The sequence below is a fragment of the Kitasatospora sp. NPDC001603 genome (assembly GCF_040298365.1).
Taxonomy (GTDB): domain Bacteria; phylum Actinomycetota; class Actinomycetes; order Streptomycetales; family Streptomycetaceae; genus Kitasatospora.
This window is the reverse complement of sequence record NZ_JBEPAA010000003.1, coordinates 239,302-261,772: the sequence shown is the minus strand read 5'-3', so window position 1 is coordinate 261,772 and position 22,471 is coordinate 239,302. Positions and strand designations below refer to the sequence as shown.

Sequence of the window (22,471 nt, the reverse complement as noted above, 5' to 3'; positions counted from 1 at the left end):
GACGGCGGCCGGCGCCGCGCCGGCCGCCGTCGGCGAGCAGGCGGCCGTGGGTGATCAGTGCGGGGATGAGTTCGGTCTCGATCTCGGCGGTGCGCAGGAGTTCGACGGCCTCGGCGGCGAGGTCGAGTCCGTGGCGGCCGCCGGTGGCGGCGCCGAGGGCGCGCAGGGCGCGGCCGACGGTGCGCGGGGTGCCCCAGATCCGGGCGAGCCGCAGTTCCTCCTCGGCGAGGGCGACGGCGGGGCCGGGTTCGCCGAGGGCGGTGTGGCAGTCGGCGGCGGCGGAGCGCCAGGGGGTGACGATGGGGCTGAGGACGTGCCGTTCGCCCTGGCGGCGGCCGCATTCCATCAGGTCGACGAGGGCTTCGGCCGGTTCGCCGGTGGCGAGTCGGAGCAGGCCGCGGGCGTACAGGTACTCGTTCCACTCCCAGGAGCCCTGGGCGCGGTCGGCGGCGACGGCGCGGGCGAGGCCGTGGGCCTGCCAGTAGCGGCCGGTCTCGGTCAGGGCGATGACGGCCTGGGCGACGAGGTGGGCGTTCTGCTGGCCGAGCAGGCCGGCGTAGGTGGCGGGGGCCTGTGCGTCGGCTTCGGCCGGTTCACCGGGCGCGGTCGCGGCGCCCGGGGTGGTGACGTCGCGGTCCGCGGGGTGCGGGCCCGCGGTGCCCGGGGCGCAGGCGCCCGGGTGGCCCGGGCCGGTGGCGTCCGGGCCGGTGTCCGCCGGTGTCCCGCACCACCAGGACCAGACGGAGCGCTCGTGGCGTTCGGGCCGATCGGCGCTCTCGCCACCGGACCGGCCGCGGGCGCCGGTCCGCAGCCCCTGGCGGACGGCCTGGGCGGGGGCGGGCGGGGCCGCCTGGGCGGGGGCGGGCGCCGGTCCCGGGAGCGCGGCGGGCCCCGCGCAGGCGGCGGGCGCGGACGCGGCGGCGGCCGACGCGGCGGACGATCCGGTCAGCGCGAGGTCGTCGAGCAGTGCCTGGTACTCGCCGCGCATCACCCGGCTCTCGGCGCGCACGCTCAGCAGGCACTGGTAGCCGGGGTCCAGCGAGGGTCCCCGGTACGCGGCCAGGCCGCGCGCCACCAGCCGGTCCGCCTCGGGCAGCAGGTCCGCCCACTGGGCCAGGGTGGCGGCGGAGACCAGGACGTAGGAGCGGCAGAGCGGGTCGACCGGGGCGTCGAGCAGGTCCTTGACCCGGGTGGCGACCTCGGCCGCGGAGAGCACCCCGCTGGTCGAGTCGAACTCGGTGAGCAGCGCGTACGCGGGCGGTGCGAGCCGGTGCTGGGTGCGGGCGGCGAACCGCTGGACGCCCTCGACCACCTGGAGCCAGCTGTGGCCGTCGTGCGCGGCGATCAGTGCGGCGGCGGCCTGGACGGCGTGGACGAGGTCGTCGCGGTCGGCGAAGCGTTCGGCCAGTTCCTCCATCAGTTCCAGCGCCGCGGGGGCGTCGCCGCGGGCGGCCAGTACGGCGCCGAGCGTGTTGGCGGTCTGGAAGACGCCTTCGTCGGACTGCTGGAGGTGGACGGCCTCGGCGAGGTGGCGGACCCCCGCGGTGCGCTCGGCCGGGCCGAGGGTGACCTCCAGGCCGCCGAGCTCGGTGAGCAGCAGGCCGCGCCGGCGGTCGTTGAGCGGCTCGGTGAGGACCCGGCGCAGCAGGCTGACGGCGTCCTCGGGGCGGTCGGCCCCGGCGGCCTTGCGGGCGGCGCGGCGCAGGGCTTCCGCGGCCCAGCGCGGGGCGGGGGCGGGGGTGAGCAGGAGGTGTCCGGCGACGCGTTCGTCGGGTGCTCCGGTGCGGTGCAGGAACTCGGCGGCGGCGCGGTGGACGCGGGCGCGGTGGCCGGGTTCGTGGCCGGCCAGGACGGCGTCGGTGAGCAGCGGGTGGGTGAAGCGGGGCCAGCGGCCGGGGCCGGGGTCGTCGAGCAGCTTCTGGGCGGTGAGCTCGGCGAGCCAGCCGGTGAGCTGGTCGGGGTCGGCGCCGGCGAGTTCGGCGAGCATCGGTACCGGGTCGAAGTCCCCGGCACCGGGCAGGGGGGCGGTGCGGGCGGCGGGGTGTTCCTGCATCCGGGCGAGGACGCGGGCGGCGGTGAGGGCGCGGTCGCCGCCGCCGCGCAGCCACTGTTCGACGGCTTCGGGGAAGGCGCCGCCGGGCATCCGGGCGCAGCTGTCGGGCAGGGCGCGCAGGGTGGTGAGGGCGCGGGGCGCGGGCAGGGCCGGGAGGGCGACGAGGGCGGGCGGGGCGGGCAGGGCGGTGAAGGCGGCGGGGCAGCACTCGTCGGGGTGGTCGCGCAGGTCGGCGAGGAGTGCGGTGAGCAGCAGCGGGTTGCCGCCGGTGGCGCGGACGCAGTCGTCGGCGAGGGCGGGCGGGGCGCCGAGGCCGAGGTGGAGTTCGGCGAGCCGGGTGGCGGCGGTGGTGTCGAGGGGGTCGAGCCGGGTGGTGCCGGCCAGTCCGGGGGGCAGGCCGCGGCCGAAGCGGGCGGGCGGGCTGCCGAGGGCGCTCTGGCGGCGTTCGGTGGCCAGCAGGAGGACGGGCAGCCGGTCGATCCGGCGGGCGAGCTGGAGCAGCCAGTCCCGGGAGGCCCGGTCGGCGAGGTGGATGTCGTCGACGGCGAGCAGGACGGGGCTGTGGGCGGCGTGCAGGCGCAGCAGGGCCCAGAGGTCGGTGTCGGTGTCGGGGGCGGTGCGGCCGGTCCCGGTGGGCGGTGTGCCCTGGCCGGGGGCGGCCTCGAACAGCTGGCGGGCGGCGGCGTAGGGGGTGGTGGCCTCGTCGACGGAGCAGCGGGCCCACAGCACGGTGGTGCCGTGGGCGGCCTCGCGGCGGGCGGCTTCGGCGAGCAGGGCGCTGCGGCCGGTGCCGGCGGCGCCGGTGACCAGCAGGACGCCGCCGGTGCCGGTCCGGGCGCGGGTGGCGAGTGCGGCGATCCGGCGCAGCTGGGGGTCGCGGGCCGCGAGGTGCGGTGGTGCGGCGACGGTCCGGTCCTGCTGGTGTCGGCGCGTCCTGACGGTACTCATCTGCTTCCCTCCCGCGACGCCCGCCGATGACCGGACGGGCACTTTTCCCCGTTGTGCAGGGAAACGGCTTGACGCCGTGTCAGCGGCTCGGTTAGAGCTGTGATTCTCGTCGCACCCCTTTCGGAGCCGCTCCGCACCCCACCCCCGCCCGATCCGTCCGGCTGCCCTCCGCGCCCCGCACCGCCCCCGCCGGGGCCGGGGCCGCGCCAGTCGTCCGCGTGTCCGCGCGGCGCTGCGCTGCTCCGTTGCCGTCGGGTGGCCGATCTCGTGGTGGACCACGATGGCCGTGGCCGCCCGTGGCGGGGACCATGGAGCCTACCGGGGGGCCGTCGTCGTTCCCGCATCGCACGCCGCACGCCTGTGCCCGCCGGGCCCTGTAAGGGCCTGGGCGCGGCGCACCGCCGTCCGGCCGCGAGCCGGGGATTTTCCAGGAGGGGGCCAGCTTGACTGTCCTGCACACCGACCACGAACGCCGGGCCGTGCCCAGGCACGCTCCCGCGTCGGCGGGCCAGCGGATGGTGCCGCCGCAGCGTCCGATGTCCGCCCGGCACGTCGCCCCGTCCGCCGCTCCCCCGTCCAGCGGTGGCCGGACCAGCGTCGTCGTCCAGGCCGCGGACCCGATCTCGCGGGCCGGGGCGGAGGCGCAGCTGCGCCGCCACCCGGGGCTGGAGCTGTTGGATCCGGCGCCGGGTGCGCCGACCACACCGGGGGCGGTCACCGTGCTGCTGGCCGAGTCGGCGGACGCCGCCGTGATGGCGAACCTGCGGCGGCTGGTGCGCGGCGCCGAGCAGCGGGTGGTGCTGGTCGTCGAGCGGATGCGCGAGGCCGAGCTGCTGGAGGCGGTGGAGTGCGGCGTGGCCGCGATCATCTGGCGCCGGGAGGCCACCGCCGAGCGGCTGGGCCGGGCGGTGCTGGCGGCGGCCCGGGGTGACGGTGACCTGCCGGCGGACCTGCTGGGGCGGCTGATCAGCCAGGTGGGCCGGTTGCAGCGGAGCGTCCAGGGGATGCCGGGCCATGCGCCGTCGGGGCTGTCCGAGCGGGAGTCGGACGTGCTGCGGCTGGTCGCCGAGGGCTGGGACACGGGTGAGATCGCGGCCCGGTTGTCGTACTCCGAGCGCACGGTCAAGAACGTCCTGCACGGGTTGACGACCCGGCTGCAGTTGCGCAATCGGGCCCACGCGGTCGCCCACGCGGTCCGCGAGGGGTACATCTAGGCCCCGCGCCCGTCCTTCGGCCACCCGCCCGCCGCGTCCCGTCCGCCGGCGCGGCGGGTGGGCCGTTTTCCGGCCGCGGCGGGTGCGGTGCGCCATGCCGGTGCGGCGGTGTCACGAACGAGTCGCCAAGATCTCACCTGCTGGAAACGTTTCGGGGCTACCCATCGGCCGGGTCGCGCGGCACACTTCTACGCGCGTACCTCTACGCGCGTCACCACACCTGACGACCCATTCGCCGTCCCCACCCGGGAGAGCCGTCCATGCCTCTGAACCGTCGTGACTTCGTCGCCCGGTCCGCCGCCACCGCCGCCGGCGCCGCCCTGGCCGGCGGCGCCGGCCTCGTCGCCGCCACGCCCGCCGCGGCGGCGGGCCCGGACGAGGCCCGCGCCAAGGGGCGGGCCAAGAAGCAGGCCTTCACCGTCATGGGCACCACCGACCTGCACGGCCGGGTGCTCAACTGGGACTACTTCACCGACGCGGTCTACGCCGACAAGGCGCACAACGAGGTCGGCCTCGCCAAGATCTCCACGCTGGCCAAGCAGGTCCGCGAGGAGAAGGGCTGGGACCGCACCCTGCTGATCGACGCCGGCGACACCATCCAGGGCACCCAGCTGACCTACTACTACGCCCGGGTCGACCCGATCGCCACCGAGGCCGACACCGCGCCCGAGCACCCGATGGCGCTCGCCATGAACACCATGGAGTACACGGCCGCGGCGCTCGGCAACCACGAGTTCAACTACGGCATCGACACCCTGCGCGCCTACGAGGAGCAGCTGGACTTCCCGCTGCTGGGCGCCAACGCGCTGAACGCCCGCACCGACAAGCCGGCCTTCCCGCCGTACGTGATCCGCAAGCTGCGGCTGGGCAACGGCCCGGCCCTCAAGGTCGGCATCCTGGGCCTGACCAACCCGGGCATCGCGATCTGGGACAAGGCGAACGTCGCCGGCAAGATGACCTTCCCCGGCATCGTGGAGACCGCGAAGGTCTGGGTGCCCAAGGTCCGCGCGGCCGGCGCGGACGTCGTCGTGGTGGCCTGCCACTCCGGCATGGACGAGGCCACCTCCTACGGCGACCAGCTGCCGTGGGCGGAGAACGCCTCGGTCGCGCTGGCCGAGCAGGTCGCGGGCATCGACGCCGTCCTGGTGGGCCACGCGCACAAGGAGATCCCGCAGCGGCTGGTCGTCAACAAGGACACCGGCCGGACGGTCGTGCTCTCCGAGCCGCTCTGCTGGGGCCAGCGGCTGACCTGCTTCGACTTCGAGGTGGAGCTGGACAACGGCGCCTGGAAGGTGGTCTCGCTCTCCTCCCGGGTGCTGAACTCCAACACCGTCCCGGAGGACCCGGAGATCGTCGGCCTGATGACCGACCAGCACAAGAAGGTGGTCGAGTACGTCAACCAGGTCATCGGCACCGCGAAGATCGAGCTGTCGATCGCCGAGGCGCCGTTCCGGGACGTCCCGATCATCGACCTGATCGGCCGCGTCCAGGCCGACGTGGTCAAGGAGGCGCTGGCCGGCGGCCAGTACGCCAAGCTGCCGGTGCTCGCGCAGGCCGCGCCCTTCAACCGCACCGCGGTGATCCCGTCCGGCCAGGTCAAGCTGCGCGACGCGGCGGGCCTGTACATCTACGAGAACACCCTGGAGGCCCGCATCCTGACGGGCGCCCAGCTCAAGGACTACCTGGAGTTCTCGGCCCGGTACTACAACCAGCTCGCCCCGGACGCGCCGGTCGACAAGGCCGCCCTGACCAACGCGCAGAACACCCCGGACTACAACTACGACTCGGTGTACGGCCTGGGCTACGACATCGACATCGCCCAGCCGGCCGGCTCGCGGATCGTCAACCTCACCTTCGAGGGCAAGCCGGTCGACCCCGCCGCCCAGTTCGTCCTCGCGGTGAACAACTACCGTGCCAACGGCGGCGGCAACTTCCCGCACGTCGCGGCCGCCCCGAAGGTGTGGGCCAACTCGGACGAGATCCGCAACGCGATGATCGCCTGGGTGAAGGCCCGGGGCGTCATCGACCCGGCCGACTTCGCCGCCGAGTCCTGGCGCCTGGTCCGGGCCGGCCGCCCGGTGTTCTGACCCCGCCCGCCCCACGACCGCCGCGACCGCCCCGCCACCCCTTCCCCGGTGGCGGGGCGCCCGCGTCCGGCCCGGCGGGCCGGTCGCGGTGGGAGGATGGCGGCATGACCGAGTTCCGTGTCCCCGAACGACATGCCCAGCTCCTGGCGTACGCGCAGGGCCTGACTCCGCCGTCGGGGTGGAAGATCGAGATCTCCGGCGACGAGATCATCATGATGGCGGGCCCGTCGGTGATCCACCAACGCAACCTGCTGATCGTCCGGGAGCAGTTCGACGCGCACCGGCCGTCCGACCTGATGCCCAGCGAGAACACCGACCTCGCCTCGCCGAACGTCGGCAAGCTGCGCAATCCGGACCTCACCTACATCCCGGTCTCGGTGGTCGAGCTCGGCGGCAACGACGTCCCGGCAGAGCTGGCGGCGATCGCGGTCGAGATCGTCTCGCCCTCGAATCCGGAGAACGACCTGGTCGGCAAGGTCCGCGACTACCCGCTGATGCGGATCCCGCTGTACCTGGTGATCGACCCGCGCGACGGCACGCTCACCCTCCACTCCGAACCCGGCAACGGCGTCTACCGCCGCCGGTGGAGCGGCGGGTTCGGCGACCGGGTGCCCGTCCCGGAGCCGTTCGCCTTCGAGCTCACCACCACCGAGCTGATCCGCTACCCCCGCTGAGCCCGGGCGCCCGCGCGGCGGGCGGGGCCCCCGGCCACCGGTGGTCCCGGTGGCGGGGCGCCCGCGTCCGGCCCGGCGGGCCCGAGGGGTCAGAACGGGAAGCGGCTGCGCCCGTGCTGGATGGAGATCCACTTCACCGTGGTGAAGGCGTCCACCGTGGACTCGCCGTTGAGGCGGCCCACCCCGGAGTTCTTCTCGCCGCCGAACGGCACCACCGCCTCGTCGGCGATGGTCCCGTCGTTGACGTGGATCATGCCGGTCTCGATCCGCTGCGCCACCCGCACACCGCGCTCCACGTCCGCCGTGTGCACGGCCCCGCTGAGCCCGAAGGGGGTGTCGTTGGCGATCCGGACCGCCTCGTCCTCACCGTCGAACGGCACCACCAGGACGACCGGGCCGAAGAGTTCGCGCTGCAGGATCGGCGCGCCGGCCGGCAGGCCGCCGAGCACGACCGGGTCCATCAGGCTGCCGTTGGTCTCGCCGCGCAGCAGGGCGGTGGCCCCGCCGGCGATCGCCTGGTCGACCTGGGCGGTGATGGCGTCGGCCTGCACCGGGTTGATCAGCGGGCCGATCTGGGTGGCCGGGTCCTTCGGGTCGCCGACCCGCAGCGTGGCGACCTTGCGGACGAACCGCTCGGTGAACTCCGCCTCGACGCTGCGGTCGACCAGCACCCGGTTGGCCGCCATGCAGACCTGGCCCTGGTGGGCGAAGCGGCTGAACACCGCGGCGTCGACCGCGTAGTCCAGGTCGGCGTCGTCGAGCACGATCAGCGCGCTGTTGCCGCCGAGCTCCAGCACCGTGCGCTTGAAGTGCGAGGCGGCGACGGTGGCGACGTGCCGGCCGACCTTGTCCGAGCCGGTGAAGGAGATCACCTTGGGGACGGGGTGCTCGATGAACGCGTCCCCGATCTCGGCGATGTCGGTGATGACGACGTTCAGCAGACCGGCCGGCAGGCCCGCCTCCTCGAAGATCCTGGCGATCAGCGTGCCGCCCACCACCGGGGTCTCCTGGTGCGGCTTGAGCACCACGCCGTTGCCGAGCGCGAGGGCCGGCGCGACCGCCTTCAGCGAGAGGAACAGCGGGAAGTTGAACGGACTGATCACACCGACCACGCCGACCGGGAGGCGGTACAGGCGGTTCTCCTTGCCCTCCACGGGCGAGGGCAGCAGCCGGCCCTCGGCGCGCAGCGACAGCTGCATCGACTCGCGCAGCATGTCCTTGGTGAGGGAGAGTTCGAACCCGGCCTTGAGGGCGGTTCCGCCCAGCTCGGCCATGATCGCCTCGGTGATCTCCGCCTCGCGCTCCTCGACGATGCGCAGCGCGCGCTCGAAGACCAGCCGGCGCGCGTAGGGGTTGGTGGCGGCCCGCTCCTTCTGCGCCCGCTCGGCCGCGCGGTACGCCCGGTCGACCTCCTCGACGGTGGCGACGGTGATGGTGGCGAGCTTGTCGCCGGTGTAGGGGTCGACGTCGACGATGTCCCAGGAGCCGCTGCCGGTCCGCCACTCGCCGTCGATGTACTGCAGCGCCAACTCGGAAAGGTACGACATCTGATCCCTCTCGTGCTGATTCGGGAAAGCTGCGGGAAAGCCCGCAGGCTCTCCTCGATCAGATCTGATCAGGGCTCATCGTACTGACGCCTCACAGTTCTTGGCGTACGGAGCGAAGAAGTTCCCGGGTCAGCTCGGGGGTGAGACTGTCGGCCACCAGGCGGTCCGCCGCGCCGGAGTACTCGGCCACCTCGGCGGGCTTGTCCAGGTAGAGCGCGGTGGTGAACTGCTCCAGGTAGACGACGTCCGCGAGCTCCGGTTCGGCGAAGCTCAGTACCGAGAAGGCGCCGCCCTCGGCGCGCAGCCCGCCGAAGCGCAGCGGCATCACCTGGAGCACGACGTTGGGCAGTTCGGTCAGCTCCAGCAGCCGGTCGATCTGCGCCCGCATCAGCTCGGGCCCGCCCCAGGGGCGGCGCAGTGCGGCCTCGTCCAGGACGGCGAGCAGTCGCGGCGCCCGGTCGGCGGTGAGCACCCGCTGGCGTTTCAGCCGGACCTCGACCCGCCGCTCGACCTCGTCGGCCTCGGTGACGTGGCCGCCGTGGGTGATCACCGCCCGCGCGTAGTCGGCGGTCTGCAGCAGCCCGTGGACGAACTGCACCTCGTAGCTGCGGATCTCGGTGGCGGCCTCCTCCAGGCCGAGGTAGGTCTGGAACCAGCCCGGCAGCACGTCGCCGTAACCGTGCCACCAGGACGTCGCGTTGGCGTCGCGGACCAGCCCGAGCACCGAGGCCCGCTCCTGCTCGGCCTCGACCCCGTACAGCGTGAGCAGGTCGGCGACGTCGCGCTCCTTGAAGCCGACCCGGCCGAGTTCCATCCGGCTGATCTTCGACTCGGAGGCGCGGATCGAGTACCCGGCCTCCTCCCGGCTGACGCCTCTGGCCTCCCGCAGCCTTCGCAGTTGGGAGCCCAGTAGCAGGCGCCGGACCGTGGCACCTCCGCCTGCCTGAGTCATGCTCATCGCGTCACCCTCCGCACGTCGCGCAGCCCCCCGGCCGTCGGCCGCAGTCTGCCATCTGACACGGACAAACAACAGTCCGTCAGCGATCGCGTTCCAGGCGTAGCAGCCCGGGTACCGCGGCCAGGCTCAGGACCAGCAGGAACAGCCACGGCCAGGCGGGGCCGCGCCCCAGCAGCAGGGTGAGCAGGGCGGGAGCGACGGCCTGGCCGATGTTCCAGGACAGTTGGTAGACCGCCAGGTAGCGGCCGCGCAGCCCGGGGTCGGCGAGCGAGACGCTGAGCTCCTCCCGGAAGGGGGTGGCCATGGTCTCGGCGAGGTTGTAGAGGAACACCGCGGCGTAGAGCGCGGCGAGGACGGCCCAGCCGGGGGCGGCGGCCACCAGGGCGAAGCCGCCGAAGGCGAGGGCGTTGAGGAGCGAGGCGGCGGCGAGCACCCTGGTCGGCCGGAACCGCTCCAGCCGCCCGGCCACCAGGTTGCCGGTGAGGACGACCTGGAGGCCGTTGAGCACCAGCAGCGAACCGGCCACCCAGGGCTCGCGGTGCAGGCCCTCGGTGAGGTAGACGGCGAGCAGCATGCTCAGGATCATCGAGCCGAAGACGAAGGTGAGGTTGACGGCGACCAGCAGCAGGTACCGGCGGTCGCGCAGCACCGCGCGGTAGCCGCCCGCCTCCTCGGCCGGGGCCGCCACCTCCGCCGGCGCGGCCGCCGGGGCCGGCCGCCAGGTGGCCAGCAGGGCGGTCGCGACGACGTAGCTGACGCCGTTGAGCGCCACCAGCAGCCGCAGGCTCCCGGTGCCGCCGCCGGCCACCAGGAGGGCGCCCAGCGCCCCGCCGAGGGGGAGACCTCCGGCGCCACCGTGCCCGACGGCCTGGCCCGGGTGATCGGGCGGACCAGGGCCCGGCTGCTCGCCGAACTCGACGCACCCGCCTCGACCACCGAACTCGCCGCCCGGACCGGCCTGTCGGCCGCCAACGTGTCGCACCACCTCACCGGCCCTGCGCGGAGCGGGCCTGGCCGCCCGCCACCGCGCCGGCCGCACCGTCCTCTACCTGCGCACCGAGGCCGCGGAACTGCTGCTGCGCGGCTGAGCCCCGAGAACCGCCGCCGCGCGGCCGAGGCGCGAAGACCGCCGCGCGGCCGGGGCCCGGAACCGCCGCGGCCCCCGGGCCGTCCAAGCGCCATGCGCCGACGCCGCCCGAGCCCCGCCGCCCTGCTGCTCACCGTGCTGGCCCTCACGGCCCTGGTGTTCGCCGTCCTGACGGTCACCGCCGGGGGGAGCGACCGGGGGCTGCCGCCCCGGCCCGGCGATCCGGGCCTCCCCCGCCCCACCGTCACGATCGCCCCGGCGACGCACCGGGTCTGAACCGCCGCGGGCGCACGAAAGCGGCACCTGCCCTCAACTTGGTCGGGGAGAGGGCAGGCGCCGTGGGACCGCGTTTGGCCCGGCGACACTGGCGGGAGGAGCGGCTCGTACTCCCGGCGATGCGGTGCCGGGCGCTCTGGGGGTGGACGGGTCCACCGGCGGGAGTGGCCGCCGGTGGTCCGGCCGGGGGTCAGACCACCAGCGGGCGGTCCGTCGGGCGGATCGGGGCGGGCAGCGGGGTCTTGCCGCCCAGGTACTTGTCCACCGCGGCGGCGGCCGAACGGCCCTCCGCGATGGCCCAGACGATCAGCGACTGGCCACGACCGGCGTCCCCGCAGACGTAGACGCCATCGACATTGGTGGCGAACTTCCCGTCCCGGGCCACATTACCCCGTGCGTCCAGGTCGACGCCAAGCTGCTCGACCAGGCCGTTCTTCACGTCCGTGCCGGTGAAGCCCATGGCCAGGGTGACCAGCTGGGCCGGGATCGCCCGCTCGGTGCCGGGGACCGGCTCGAAGCGGCCGTCCCGGAACTCGACCTCGACCAGGTGCAGCTCCTGGACGTTGCCGTCCTCGTCGCCCGTGAAGTGGGTGGTGTTGACGGCGTAGACCCGCTCGCCGCCCTCCTCGTGGGCCGAGGTGACCTTGTAGGTCATCGGCATGGTCGGCCAGGGCTGGTGGCCGGGGCGCTCGTCGCTGGGGCGCGGCATGATCTCCAGCTGGGTGACCGAGGCCGCCCCCTGGCGCAGCGCGGTGCCGAGGCAGTCCGCGCCGGTGTCGCCGCCGCCGATGACGATGACGTGCTTGCCCTTGGCGCTGATCGGCGAGTCGACGAAGTCGCCCTCCTGCACCTTGTTGGCCAGCGGCAGGTACTCCATCGCCTGGTGGATGCCCTTGAGCTCGCGCCCGGGCACCGGCAGGTCGCGGGCGGTCGTCGCACCGGCGGCCACGACCACCGCGTCGAAGCGCTCGCGCAGCTGCTGGCCGGTGATGTCCTCGCCCACGTGGACGCCGGTGCGGAACCGGGTGCCCTCCGCCCGCATCTGCTCGATGCGGCGGTTGATGTGGCGCTTCTCCATCTTGAACTCGGGGATGCCGTAGCGCAGCAGGCCGCCGACGCGGTCGGCGCGCTCGTACACCACCACGGTGTGCCCGGCCCGGGTGAGCTGCTGGGCGACGGCCAGGCCGGCCGGGCCGGAGCCCACCACGGCGACCGTCTTGCCGGAGAGCCGCTCGGGGATCTGCGGCGTGACGCCGCCCCGGTCCCAGGCCTTGTCGATGATGGTGACCTCGACGTTCTTGATGGTCACCGCGTCCTGGTTGATGCCCAGCACGCACGCGGACTCGCAGGGAGCCGGGCAGAGCCGCCCGGTGAACTCCGGGAAGTTGTTGGTCGCGTGCAGCCGCTCGATCGCGCCGACGAAGTCGTCCCGGTAGGCCAGGTCGTTCCACTCGGGGATGAGGTTCCCGAGCGGGCAGCCGTTGTGGCAGAACGGGATGCCGCAGTCCATGCAGCGGCCGGCCTGCTTGCTGATGATCGGCAGGAGGCTGCGTTCGACGTAGACCTCGTTCCAGTCCCGCAGACGGACGTCCACGGGCCGGCGCTCGGCCAGCTGCTTGCCGGTGGTCAGGAAGCCCTTGGGGTCAGCCACGTGCCGCCTCCATCATCTTGCGAGTGGTCTCGGACTCGGAGAGTCCATCGCGCTCAGCGGCGTCCTTGGCGGCGAGCACAGCCTTGTAGTCGGTCGGCATGATCGTGGAGAAGCGGGAGACCCCGCTGCCCCAGTCGGCCAGGAGCTCGGCGGCGACGGTGGAGCCGGTCTCCTCGTAGTGCTGCTGCACGGTCTCGCGCAGCCATTCGCGGTCGGCGGCGCTCGGGGCCTCGATGCCCACCATGCCGTCGTTGACGTTCGCGGGCCGCAGGTCCAGCACGTAGGCGACGCCGCCGGACATGCCCGCCGCCAGGTTGCGCCCGGTCTCGCCGAGGATGACGACCCGGCCGCCGGTCATGTACTCCAGGCCGTGGTCGCCGACGCCCTCGACCACCAGGGTGGCACCGGAGTTGCGGACGGCGAAGCGCTCGCCGGCCTTGCCGCGCAGGTGCACGCGGCCGCTGGTGGCGCCGTAGCCGATGGTGTTGCCGGCGATCACGTGGCTCTGCGCGTCGGCGCCGATCGCGGCCGCCTCGCGGGCCGGGCGGACGATCACCACGCCGCCGGAGAGGCCCTTGCCGACGTAGTCGTTGGCGTCGCCCTCCAGGCGCAGCGTGATGCCCTTCGGCAGGAAGGCGCCGAACGACTGCCCGGCCGAGCCGGTGAAGGTGACGTCGATGGTCCCCTCCGGCAGGCCCTCGCCGCGGTACCGCTTGGTCACCTCGTGGCCGAGCATGGTGCCGACCGTGCGGTTGACGTTGCGGATCGGCAGCTGGATGCGGACGGCGTCGCCGCGCTCCAGGGCGTCCTGGGCGAGGTCGATCAGCTGGTTGTCCAGCGCCTTGTCGAGCGCGTGGTCCTGCGTGGTGGTGCGGTGCAGGGCCGCGCCCTCGGGCAGCTCGGGGACGTGGAACAGCGGCGCCAGGTCGAGCCCGGCGGCCTTCCAGTGCTCGATCGCGGCCTGGGCGTTGATGTGCTCGGCGTGGCCGACCGCTTCCTCGATCGTGCGGAAGCCCAGCTCGGCGAGGATCTCGCGGACCTCCTCGGCGATGAACTCGAAGAAGTTGACGACGAACTCGGGCTTGCCGGAGAAGCGCTCGCGCAGCACCGGGTTCTGGGTGGCGACGCCGACCGGGCAGGTGTCCAGGTGGCAGACGCGCATCATGATGCAGCCGGAGACGACCAGCGGGGCGGTGGCGAAGCCGAACTCCTCGGCGCCCAGCAGCGCGGCGATGACGACGTCGCGGCCGGTCTTCAGCTGGCCGTCGGTCTGCACCACGATGCGGTCGCGCAGGCCGTTGAGCAGCAGGGTCTGCTGGGTCTCGGCGAGGCCGAGCTCCCAGGGACCGCCCGCGTGCTTGAGCGAGGTGAGCGGCGAGGCGCCGGTGCCGCCGTCGTGGCCGGAGACCAGCACGACGTCCGCGTGCGCCTTGGAGACGCCGGCCGCGACCGTGCCGACGCCGACCTCGGAGACCAGCTTCACGTGGATGCGGGCCGCCGGGTTGGCGTTCTTGAGGTCGTGGATCAGCTGGGCGAGGTCCTCGATGGAGTAGATGTCGTGGTGCGGCGGCGGGGAGATCAGGCCGACACCCGGGGTGGAGTGCCGGGTCTTGGCGACCCACGGGTAGACCTTGTGGCCGGGCAGCTGGCCGCCCTCGCCGGGCTTGGCGCCCTGGGCCATCTTGATCTGGATGTCGTCCGCGTTGACCAGGTACTCGGAGGTGACGCCGAACCGGCCGGAGGCGACCTGCTTGATCGCCGAGCGGCGCTCGGGGTCGTAGAGGCGGTCCGGGTCCTCGCCGCCCTCACCGGTGTTGGACTTGCCGCCGAGCCGGTTCATCGCGATGGCCAGCGTCTCGTGCGCCTCCAGCGAGATGGAGCCGTAGGACATGGCACCGGTGGAGAAGCGCTTGACGATCTCGGAGACCGGCTCGACCTCGTCGACGGAGATCGGGGTGCGGCCGAGGTTGTCGAGGCGGAACAGGCCGCGCAGCGTCATCAGGCGCTCGGACTGCTCGTTCACCCGGTCGGTGTACTGCTTGAAGATGTCGTACCGGCGGTTGCGGGTGGAGTGCTGCAGCCGGAAGACGGTGTCCGGGTCGAACAGGTGCGGCTCGCCCTCGCGGCGCCACTGGTACTCGCCGCCGATCTCCAGCGCGCGGTGCGCGGCGGGGATGCCGGAGGCGGGGTACGCCTTGGCGTGGCGGGCGGCCACCTCCTTGGCGATCTCGTCGAGGCCGATGCCGCCGAGCTTGGTGGTGGTGCCCGCGAAGTAGGCGCCGACCAGCTCCTGGGAGAGGCCGATCGCCTCGAAGACCTGCGCGCCGCGGTAGGAGGCGACGGTGGAGATGCCCATCTTGGACATGACCTTGAGCACGCCCTTGCCGAGCGCCTTGATCAGGTTCTTGATGGCCCGCTCGGGCTCGACGCCCTCGATGAAGACTCCCTGGGCGACGAGGTCCTCGACGGACTCCATGGCCAGGTACGGGTTGACCGCGCCGGCGCCGTAGCCGATCAGCAGCGCGACGTGGTGCACCTCGCGGACGTCGCCGGCCTCGACCAGCAGCGACACCTGGGTGCGCTGCTTGGTGCGGATCAGGTGGTGGTGGATCGCGGAGGTGAGCAGCAGCGAGGGGATCGGCGCGTGCTCGGCGTCCGAGTGCCGGTCCGAGAGCACCACGATCCGGGCGCCGTCGGCGATCGCGGCGTCGGCCTCGGCGGCGATCTCGGCCAGCCGCGCGGCCAGGCCCTCGCCGCCGGTGGCGACCTTGTACAGGCCGGAGAGCGTGACGGCCTTGAGGCCGGGCTGGTCCCCGTCGTGGTTGATGTGGACGAGCTTGGCCAGCTCGTCGTTGTCGATCACCGGGAAGGTGATGCCGACCGAGCGGCAGGAGGCGGCCTCGGCGGTCAGCAGGTTGCCCTCGGGGCCGAGGTTGCTCAGCAGCGAGGTGACGAGCTCCTCGCGGATGGCGTCCAGCGGCGGGTTGGTGACCTGCGCGAAGAGCTGCACGAAGTAGTCGAACAGCAGCCGCGGCTTCTCGGAGAGCGCCGCGATCGGGCTGTCGGTGCCCATCGAGCCGAGCGCCTCGCCACCGGTGCGGGCCATCGGCGCGAGGATGACCCGCAGCTCCTCCTCGGTGTACCCGAAGGTCTGCTGGCGGCGGGTCACCGACGCGTGGGTGTGCGCGATGTGCTCGCGCTCGGGCAGCTTGGCGAGCTGGATCTGGCCGCCGTCGACCCACTCCGCGTAGGGGTGCTCGGACGCCAGCGCGGACTTGATCTCCTCGTCCTCGACGATGCGGTGCTCCGCGGTGTCGATGAGGAACATCTTGCCGGGCTGCAGCCGGCCCTTGCGGGCGATCTTCTCCTGCTCGATGTCGAGCACGCCGACCTCGGAGGAGAGGACGACCAGGCCGTCCTCGGTGATCCAGTAGCGGGCCGGGCGCAGGCCGTTGCGGTCCAGCACGGCGCCGATCTGGGTGCCGTCGGTGAAGGTGACGCAGGCCGGGCCGTCCCAGGGCTCCATCAGGTTGGAGTGGTACTGGTAGAACGCGCGGCGGGCCGGCTCCATGGTGGCGTGGTTCTCCCACGCCTCCGGGATCATCATCAGCACCGAGTGCGGCAGCGAGCGTCCGCCGAGGTGGAGCAGCTCCAGGACCTCGTCGAAGGAGGCCGAGTCGGAGTGGTCCGGGGTGCAGATCGGGAAGATCCGGTCGAGCCCCTGCCCGTTCTTGTTGGCCGGGATGAGGTCGGTGGCGAGCTGGGACTCGCGGGCGGTCATCCAGTTCCGGTTGCCCTTGACCGTGTTGATCTCGCCGTTGTGCGCGACGAAGCGGTACGGGTGGGCGAGCGGCCAGCTCGGGAAGGTGTTGGTGGAGAAGCGCGAGTGCACCAGGCCGAGCGCGGAGGCGTAGAGCCGGTCCGACAGGTCGGGGAAGAAGGGCTCCAGCTGGCCGGTGGTCAGCATGCCCTTGTAGACGATGGTGCGCGCGGAGAGCGACGGGAAGTACACGCCGGCCTCGCGCTCGGAGCGCTTGCGGACGACGAAGGCGAGCCGGTCGAGGGTGATGCCCTCGCTGCCGTCCTTGGCCAGGAACACCTGGCGGAAGCGCGGCATCACCGAGCGGGCGGTGGCGCCCAGCAGGTCGGGGGTGACCGGGACGTCGCGCCAGCCGAGGACGGTGAGGTCCTCCTCCGCGGCGATGGCCTCGATCTGCGCGACGGCGGCGGCGGCGGCCGCGTCCTCGTCGGGCAGGAAGGCGATGCCGACCGCGTAGGAGCCGGCGGCGGGCAGCTCGAAGGAGACCTTGGCGCGCAGGAAGGCGTCGGGGACCTGGGTCAGGATGCCCGCGCCGTCACCGGAGTCCGGCTCGGCGCCGGTGGCACCCCGGTGCTCCAGGTTGCGCAGGACGGTGAGCGCCTGCTCGACGATCTTGTGGTCGGCGATGCCGGTCAGCGTGGCGACGAAGCCGACGCCACAGGCGTCGTGCTCGTTCCTCGGGTCGTACAGGCCCTGAGCAGCAGGTCGCGCATCCGGAACGAGCGCGTACGGCGGGCGGGCGGCGCCGGCCTGGGGCTCGTTGGCGGAGTGCATGGATGCAGACAGCATCGGCTCTCCCGTCGTCGTCTTGAGCAATGAGCTTCGTGCAATAGGGACGACGTTGGCCCTCTGCGATTTCGTGCAGGTTACATGATGCCGGATATCCCGAGAAGTGGAACAGCTCGTCCATATGGCGGACATGACCCCAGGTCAGGGGCTATTACCGGCGAGTAGTGCGAGCGGGAGGAGTCGGTTTGCCGACTGCGCGCTCCCTCCAGTGTGCCCGTGCCGCGGAGGACCGAAACGGGACCGAAACCCCCCGTCGACAAGATCGCCACGAGCGCGCCTGCGATTCGATCCTCCGGGGCCGATCGGACCGAAGGAATCCTCGGACCAGCGGCTCTTCGGCCGATACTAGGACGACCGCGCATCCGGGCCCATGTGCGGAACGTCACGCGCTGCACAGCATAACCATGCAGCCTGCTGTAGCAATCGACGATTCCCCCGCCCCGGCCGCCACAGAGCCCCGGCGGGCCCGGTCAGCAGCCCCGGCGGCCCCGGCGGGCACCGGTCAGCCGACCTGCCCGCCGATGAGCATGCCCAGCAGATACGTCACCGCGGCCGCCGCCCCGCCCAGCACCAGCTGCCGCAGCCCGCTGAACCACCAGGTCCGCGCCGTCACCCGGGCGACCACCGCACCGCAGAGGAAGAGGCCGCCCGTCGCGAGCAGCACCGCGGGCAGCAGCGAGGTCGCGCCCAGCAGGTACGGCAGCAGCGGCAGCAGCGCGCCGACCGCGAAGCAGACGAACGAGGACCCGGCCGCGACCCACGGCGAGGGCAGGTCGTTGGGGTCCACCCCCAGCTCCTCCCGGGCGTGGACCTCCAGGGTCCGCTCCGGATCGGCGGAGAGCTGCCGGGCCACCTCGCGCGCCAGCTCCGGATCAACCCCGCGCGAGGCGTAGAGCTCGGCCAGCTCGGCCAGCTCGCCCTGCGGGTTGCGGCGCAGCTCCAGCCGCTCGGCCTCGATCTCCGCCTGCACCAGCTCGCGCTGCGAGGCCACCGAGGTGTACTCCCCCGCCGCCATCGAGCAGGCACCGGCCGCCAGACCGGCGAGGCCGGTGATCACCACCGTGCCGCTGGAGGCCGCGCCCCCGACGACGCCGGTCATCAGCGCGAAGTTGGAGACCAGCCCGTCCATCGCACCGAACACCGCCGGCCGCAGCCAGCCGCCGTTCACATCGCGGTGGTGCCCTGCGGCGGGCACGCGGGGGTGTTGCCCGGCCTCGGGTTCAAGGGTGGTCACGCTCACGGTCCCGGGTCTCCGTCCGATCGTCCGACGACCCGAACGTAGTCCTTCCGGCCTGGGCACTTCCAGCAAAGTAAGGCTGTCCGAACACACCTCCGGCCGCCCTCCGCGGAAGTCGGGAGAACGGCCGGTGGCAGGGGAAAGAGCTGGTCAGGTGAGGTTCTTGGCGTCCTTGTCGGCACTCCCGGCGACGCACCGGGCCGAGTCGCCGTCCACCTTTTTGTCCGAGGGGCGAGACGCCGCCGGGCTGTCACCCGAGGAACCCGGAGCCTCCACGGGCTCGGCGGCGTCGGACGGGCCGGTCGCGGTCGGGTCGATGGTCGCCGGGTCCTCCCGGCCGGGGTGCTTCTTGCCGACGATCACGAGGTAGACGACGGCGGAGATGAAGACCGCGATCGCCACCCAGTCGTTGAGCCGCAGCCCGAAGAAGGTGTGCGCCTCGTCGATCCGCAGCCACTCGGTCCAGAACCGGCCGACCGTGTACGCGGCCACGTACAGCGCGAAGGCCCGGCCGTGGCCCAGGGTGAACCGGCGGTCCGCCCAGATCACCAGCGCCGCGACGCCCACGCACCAGAGCGACTCGTAGAGGAAGGTCGGGTGGTAGATCCCGGTGACCACCTCGCCGTTGGGCAGCGTCTTGTCGATCTCCAGGCCCCACGGCAGCGTGGTCTCCCGGCCGTACAGCTCCTGGTTGAACCAGTTGCCCCAGCGGCCGAGCGCCTGGGCCAGCGCGATGCCCGGCGCGATGGCGTCGGCGTAGGCGGGCAGCGGCACGCCCCGGCGGCGGGCACCGATCCAGGCACCGACCGCGCCGAACGCGATCGCACCCCAGATCCCGAGGCCGCCCTCCCAGATCTTGAAGGCGTTCCAGGGGTTCTTCCCCTCGCCGAAGTAGAGCTGGTTGTCGGTGATCACGTGGTAGAGCCGGCCGCCGACCAGGCCGAACGGCACGGCCCAGACGGCGATGTCGCCGACCGTGTGCTTGCCGCCACCACGGGCGACCCAGCGCTTGCTGCCGAGCCAGACGGCGACGACGACACCGAGGATGATGCAGAAGGCGTAGGCGCGCAGCGGGATCGGTCCGATGTAGAGGACACCCCGCGACGGGCTGGGAATGTAGGCGATATCCATGGCAGCTCCGACGCTACAGGGTCGGCGGCCCGCCCCGGTCACCCCGCGGGTCACAGATCCCGAACAACAGGGTGCCGGACGCCGGACGCCGGGCCGGACGCCGGACGCACCGCCGCCCGCTCCGGACGGGGAGGGGCGGCGGGCGGCCGGCCGGGGCCGGCCTCAGCCGGCGTTCGGCGACGGGTTGTTGCTCTCCGGCGCGGTGCCGGTCGGCGCCGGGGACTGCCCGTGCGAACCCGGTGTGCCCAGCTTCTTGCCCTGGTTGGCGGCGTCCACCCAGGTGACCAGGTTCTGCGGGGTGATCTCCTCGTTGCCGTTCTTCGGGTAGATCGGCTGGCCGTTGAGCAGCACCGTCGGCGTCGACTTGTAGCTGGACTTGTCGAAGTCCTGCTGCACCGCGGAGACCCAGCCGCCGTAGGTGTTGTCGTTGACGCAGGCCTCGAAGGCCGGCGTGGCCAGGCCGTCGACCTGCTTGGCGAGGTTGATCAGGGTGGCCTTGTCGCCGAAGGCGTCGTTGGTCTCGTCCGGCTGGTTGCGGTAGAGCACGTCGTGGTAGTCGCGGAAGTGCCCGGCCTGCTGGGCGCAGCCCAGCGCGTTGGCCCCGTACTTGGAGCCCTTGCCGGGCACCGCCCGGTCGATGAACGAGACGATGTGGTAGTTGGTGTAGATCTTGCCCGCGTCTTCCAACTGGTCGATGGTGGAGGCGAATTCACGCTCGAAGGTGCCGCAGGCGGGGCAGCGCGGGTCCTCGTAGACGGTGAGCACGGCCGGGGCGTCGGCGGCGCCGACCGGGACGACGAGGTTCTTGTCGCCGATGGTGCCGGCCGGCGCGGCGGTCGGGGTCTCCGGCTTGGAGCGCTCGTTCTGCACCACGACGCCGGTCACCACGGCGGCGGCGATCACCGCCAGCACCACACCGCCGATCACCAGCTTCTTCTTGCGCCGGCCGCGGGCCTCGTCGGCCGCCCGGTCCGCCAGCATCCGCTCGCGGGCGGTGCGCTTGCCTTCTCGGTTCTTCTCGCTCATCGCCTTGACATCCACTGTTCGCCTTGACATCCACTAGCGGGGAAAGGGGTGTGGGGATGGGTGCCCGCGGCCGCTCAGGCCGCCAGCCAGCCGTCCACCGAGAACTTGGTGCGGGGGCGCCAGATCAGCCAGCCGGCCAGGAGCAGGAACCCGGTGTCGCGCAGGATCTCCTGGAGGTACTCGGTCTGCGAGGCGTCCACCGCCCCGCCGCCGCCGAAGCAGCCGCAGTCGATCGAGATGCCGCGCGCCCAGGCCGAGGCGATCCCGGCGATGAAGGCGAGCAGCAGCAGCGCCGACACGCCCGCGACCAGCCGGACACCGAGCCCGATCACCAGCAGTAGCGCGAGCGCCAGCTCCAGGAAGGGCAGGGCGTAGCCGACCGGCTTGACCAGCGACTCGGGCAGGATCTCGTACGCGCGGACCGCCTGGGCCGCCTCGGCCGGATCGGCGATCTTGGCCAGTCCGGCCCAGCCCCAGACCACGGCGAGGCCGAGCCGGGCGGCGGTGCCGATCCACTCCGTCCAGGCCGGCCACGGACGCCGGGCCGCCGGCTCGGTCTGGCTGAGGTGCGCTGCCGGGCCGGCCATCGGGAAACCCCCCTCGGGAAACACGTTCACTTCCTGAGGAACCGTAAGGGATGAAGGGTGGTTCCTCCATATTCAGGAATTAAGCCGGATGAGTGACGGCTGATGGCGTTCTGTCCGAATGTGTTCTAGTGCCCGTTCGGGTCGCAGCCCGGCGGGCGCCCGGGGTCGTAGAGGTCCGGGCGGCTCTCGTGCGCCGAGCGCGTCGCCCGCGCCACCGCGTCCACCCGGGCCGCCTCGGCGCAGACGTACGCGTCCCGCTCGGCCCGCTCCGCCCCCCGCCTGGCCAGCGCGTGTCCCACCGCGGTGTCCGCCCCGACCGCCGCGGACAGGGCCAGCACGGCGGCCGCCGCCCGCAGCAGGACGGCTCGCTGCAGACCCGGCACCGGCGGACCCCTTCCGTTCGCTTCGCGCCCCCGCACACGTGGTTCGTGCACTCGTCCCTCCACTCAACGCCGGTCAACCCCACCTGATGCGTCGGAGCCGCCTTGTTCACCCGTTCGGGTCCGGCCGGGCACGCCGACGGCCCGTCGCCCCCTCCGGTGGGGGCGACGGGCCGTCGGTACCGGACGCGGGTGCCTACCGGCGGCGGACGCCCCGGGCGAGCTCGCCGGCCAGCTCGCGGACGGCGGCCAGCGCGGCCGGCTCGTCCCCGTCGGCGTCCAGGATCCGCTGGACGAAGGCCGAGCCGACGATCACGCCGTCCGCGAAGCCCGCCACCTCGGCGGCCTGGGCGGCGGTCGAGACGCCGAGGCCGACGCAGACCGGCAGGTCGGTGGTGGCCCTGGTCCGGGCGACCAGGTCCTCGGCGAGGTTGCCGACCTGGGCCCGGGTACCGGTCACCCCCATCACCGCGGCCGCGTAGACGAAGCCGGAGCCCGCCGCGGTGACCTCGGCGAGGCGCTTGTCCCTGCTGCTGGGGGCGACCACGAAGACGGTGTCGAGGCCGTGCTCGCCCGCCGCCTTGCGCCACTCCTCGGACTCCTCGACCGGCAGGTCCGGCAGGATGCAGCCGGCGCCGCCGGCGGCGGCCAGGTCGGCGGCGAAGCGCGCCGTGCCGTAGCGGTCGACCGGGTTCCAGTAGGTCATGACCAGCACCGCCGCCGCGGGGTGGGCGGTGGCCACCTCCTGGACGGTGCGCAGCACGTCCTTGATCCTCACCCCGGCCCGCAGCGCGATGTCGTCGGCGGTCTGGATGGTCGGGCCGTCCAGGACCGGGTCGGAGTGCGGCAGGCCGATCTCGACGACGTCGCAGCCGCCCTCGATCAGCGCGTTGACGGCGCGCACGCCGCCGTCGACGGTCGGGAAGCCGGCCGGCAGGTAGCCGATCAGCGCGGCGCGGTTCTCCGCCTTGGCCCCGGCCAGGACGTCACTGAGCTTCGAAGCCAT

16 protein-coding genes are annotated in these 22,471 nt (G+C 73.1%); 4 read left to right on the top strand and 12 right to left on the bottom strand.

Features of this window, described 5'->3' with window-relative positions:
• A partial coding sequence (locus ABT263_RS04055) for an AAA family ATPase (protein WP_352287231.1) occupies positions 1-3,001 on the bottom strand: 3,001 nt, incomplete at its 3' end.
• Positions 3,002-3,537: 536 nt separating this feature from the next.
• Between ABT263_RS04055 and ABT263_RS04050 the strand changes: the two genes are divergently transcribed.
• The 3 genes from ABT263_RS04050 to ABT263_RS04040 all read left to right on the top strand — a co-directional run bounded on the left by ABT263_RS04050 (position 3,538) and on the right by ABT263_RS04040 (position 6,976).
• A complete protein-coding gene (locus ABT263_RS04050) occupies positions 3,538-4,215 on the top strand; it encodes a helix-turn-helix transcriptional regulator (protein WP_329492076.1) in 678 nt (225 codons plus the stop codon).
• A gap of 260 nt (positions 4,216-4,475) precedes the next feature.
• Positions 4,476-6,302, top strand: coding sequence for a 5'-nucleotidase C-terminal domain-containing protein (locus ABT263_RS04045; protein ID WP_352287228.1), 1,827 nt, complete (start codon positions 4,476-4,478; stop codon positions 6,300-6,302).
• 104 nt (positions 6,303-6,406) lie between these two features.
• On the top strand, positions 6,407-6,976 hold the full coding sequence (locus ABT263_RS04040; RefSeq protein ID WP_352287225.1) for a Uma2 family endonuclease: 570 nt from the start codon (positions 6,407-6,409) through the stop codon (positions 6,974-6,976).
• Positions 6,977-7,065: 89 nt separating this feature from the next.
• Here ABT263_RS04040 and ABT263_RS04035 read toward each other — a convergent pair whose 3' ends face one another.
• The 3 genes from ABT263_RS04035 to ABT263_RS04025 form a co-directional block, all read right to left on the bottom strand.
• Entirely contained in the window at positions 7,066-8,523 is a 1,458-nt protein-coding gene (locus tag ABT263_RS04035; RefSeq protein ID WP_352287222.1) for an aldehyde dehydrogenase family protein, read from the bottom strand.
• Between the two features lie 91 nt (positions 8,524-8,614).
• The gene (locus ABT263_RS04030; RefSeq protein ID WP_352287220.1) at positions 8,615-9,481 is read right to left on the bottom strand and encodes a Sco1979 family transcriptional regulator; all 867 of its coding nucleotides are present in this window, start codon (positions 9,479-9,481) and stop codon (positions 8,615-8,617) included.
• A 79-nt stretch (positions 9,482-9,560) separates the two neighbouring features.
• Complete coding sequence (locus tag ABT263_RS04025) at positions 9,561-10,466, bottom strand: MFS transporter (protein WP_352287218.1); 906 nt, start codon at positions 10,464-10,466, stop codon at positions 9,561-9,563.
• Here ABT263_RS04025 and ABT263_RS04020 point away from each other — a divergent pair.
• Positions 10,359-10,844: a winged helix-turn-helix domain-containing protein gene (locus ABT263_RS04020; RefSeq protein ID WP_352287215.1), complete on the top strand. Its 486-nt coding sequence runs from the start codon at positions 10,359-10,361 to the stop codon at positions 10,842-10,844. The genes ABT263_RS04025 and ABT263_RS04020 overlap by 108 nt on opposite strands.
• Before the next feature lie 190 nt (positions 10,845-11,034).
• Here the strand turns inward: ABT263_RS04020 and ABT263_RS04015 are convergent, their stop codons facing one another.
• The 8 genes from ABT263_RS04015 to trpA form a co-directional block, all read right to left on the bottom strand.
• Positions 11,035-12,495: a glutamate synthase subunit beta gene (locus ABT263_RS04015; RefSeq protein ID WP_329487202.1), complete on the bottom strand. Its 1,461-nt coding sequence runs from the start codon at positions 12,493-12,495 to the stop codon at positions 11,035-11,037.
• A complete protein-coding gene (gltB, locus tag ABT263_RS04010; protein ID WP_352287247.1) occupies positions 12,488-17,089 on the bottom strand; it encodes a glutamate synthase large subunit in 4,602 nt (1,533 codons plus the stop codon). The genes ABT263_RS04015 and gltB overlap by 8 nt, the downstream gene beginning before the upstream one ends.
• 517 nt (positions 17,090-17,606) lie before the next feature.
• The gene (locus ABT263_RS04005; RefSeq protein WP_329487203.1) at positions 17,607-18,338 is read right to left on the bottom strand and encodes a VIT1/CCC1 transporter family protein; all 732 of its coding nucleotides are present in this window, start codon (positions 18,336-18,338) and stop codon (positions 17,607-17,609) included.
• A gap of 153 nt (positions 18,339-18,491) precedes the next feature.
• Positions 18,492-19,472: a prolipoprotein diacylglyceryl transferase gene (gene lgt / locus ABT263_RS04000; protein WP_352287213.1), complete on the bottom strand. Its 981-nt coding sequence runs from the start codon at positions 19,470-19,472 to the stop codon at positions 18,492-18,494.
• A gap of 162 nt (positions 19,473-19,634) precedes the next feature.
• A complete protein-coding gene (locus ABT263_RS03995; protein ID WP_352287210.1) occupies positions 19,635-20,498 on the bottom strand; it encodes a DsbA family protein in 864 nt (287 codons plus the stop codon).
• Positions 20,499-20,572: 74 nt separating this feature from the next.
• The gene (locus tag ABT263_RS03990; RefSeq protein ID WP_329487206.1) at positions 20,573-21,085 is read right to left on the bottom strand and encodes a MauE/DoxX family redox-associated membrane protein; all 513 of its coding nucleotides are present in this window, start codon (positions 21,083-21,085) and stop codon (positions 20,573-20,575) included.
• Between the two features lie 125 nt (positions 21,086-21,210).
• Positions 21,211-21,468, bottom strand: a complete 258-nt coding sequence (locus tag ABT263_RS03985; protein WP_352287207.1) for a hypothetical protein — start codon at positions 21,466-21,468, stop codon at positions 21,211-21,213.
• Between the two features lie 193 nt (positions 21,469-21,661).
• Entirely contained in the window at positions 21,662-22,471 is an 810-nt protein-coding gene (trpA, locus tag ABT263_RS03980; protein WP_352287205.1) for a tryptophan synthase subunit alpha, read from the bottom strand.

Excerpts from the sequence above, each read along its gene's own strand:
- ABT263_RS03990 (WP_329487206.1), bottom strand. The coding sequence starts at position 21,085 with ATGGCCGGCCCGGCAGCGCACCTCAGCCAGACCGAGCCGGCGGCCCGG.
- gltB (WP_352287247.1), bottom strand. The coding sequence starts at position 17,089 with ATGCACTCCGCCAACGAGCCCCAGGCCGGCGCCGCCCGCCCGCCGTAC.
- lgt (WP_352287213.1), bottom strand. The coding sequence starts at position 19,472 with ATGGATATCGCCTACATTCCCAGCCCGTCGCGGGGTGTCCTCTACATC.
- ABT263_RS04035 (WP_352287222.1), bottom strand. The coding sequence starts at position 8,523 with ATGTCGTACCTTTCCGAGTTGGCGCTGCAGTACATCGACGGCGAGTGG.
- ABT263_RS04050 (WP_329492076.1), top strand. The coding sequence starts at position 3,538 with ATGTCCGCCCGGCACGTCGCCCCGTCCGCCGCTCCCCCGTCCAGCGGT.
- ABT263_RS04045 (WP_352287228.1), top strand. The coding sequence starts at position 4,476 with ATGCCTCTGAACCGTCGTGACTTCGTCGCCCGGTCCGCCGCCACCGCC.
- ABT263_RS04030 (WP_352287220.1), bottom strand. The coding sequence starts at position 9,481 with ATGAGCATGACTCAGGCAGGCGGAGGTGCCACGGTCCGGCGCCTGCTA.
- ABT263_RS03995 (WP_352287210.1), bottom strand. The coding sequence starts at position 20,498 with ATGAGCGAGAAGAACCGAGAAGGCAAGCGCACCGCCCGCGAGCGGATG.
- ABT263_RS04040 (WP_352287225.1), top strand. The coding sequence starts at position 6,407 with ATGACCGAGTTCCGTGTCCCCGAACGACATGCCCAGCTCCTGGCGTAC.
- trpA (WP_352287205.1), bottom strand. The coding sequence starts at position 22,471 with ATGGCTTCGAAGCTCAGTGACGTCCTGGCCGGGGCCAAGGCGGAGAAC.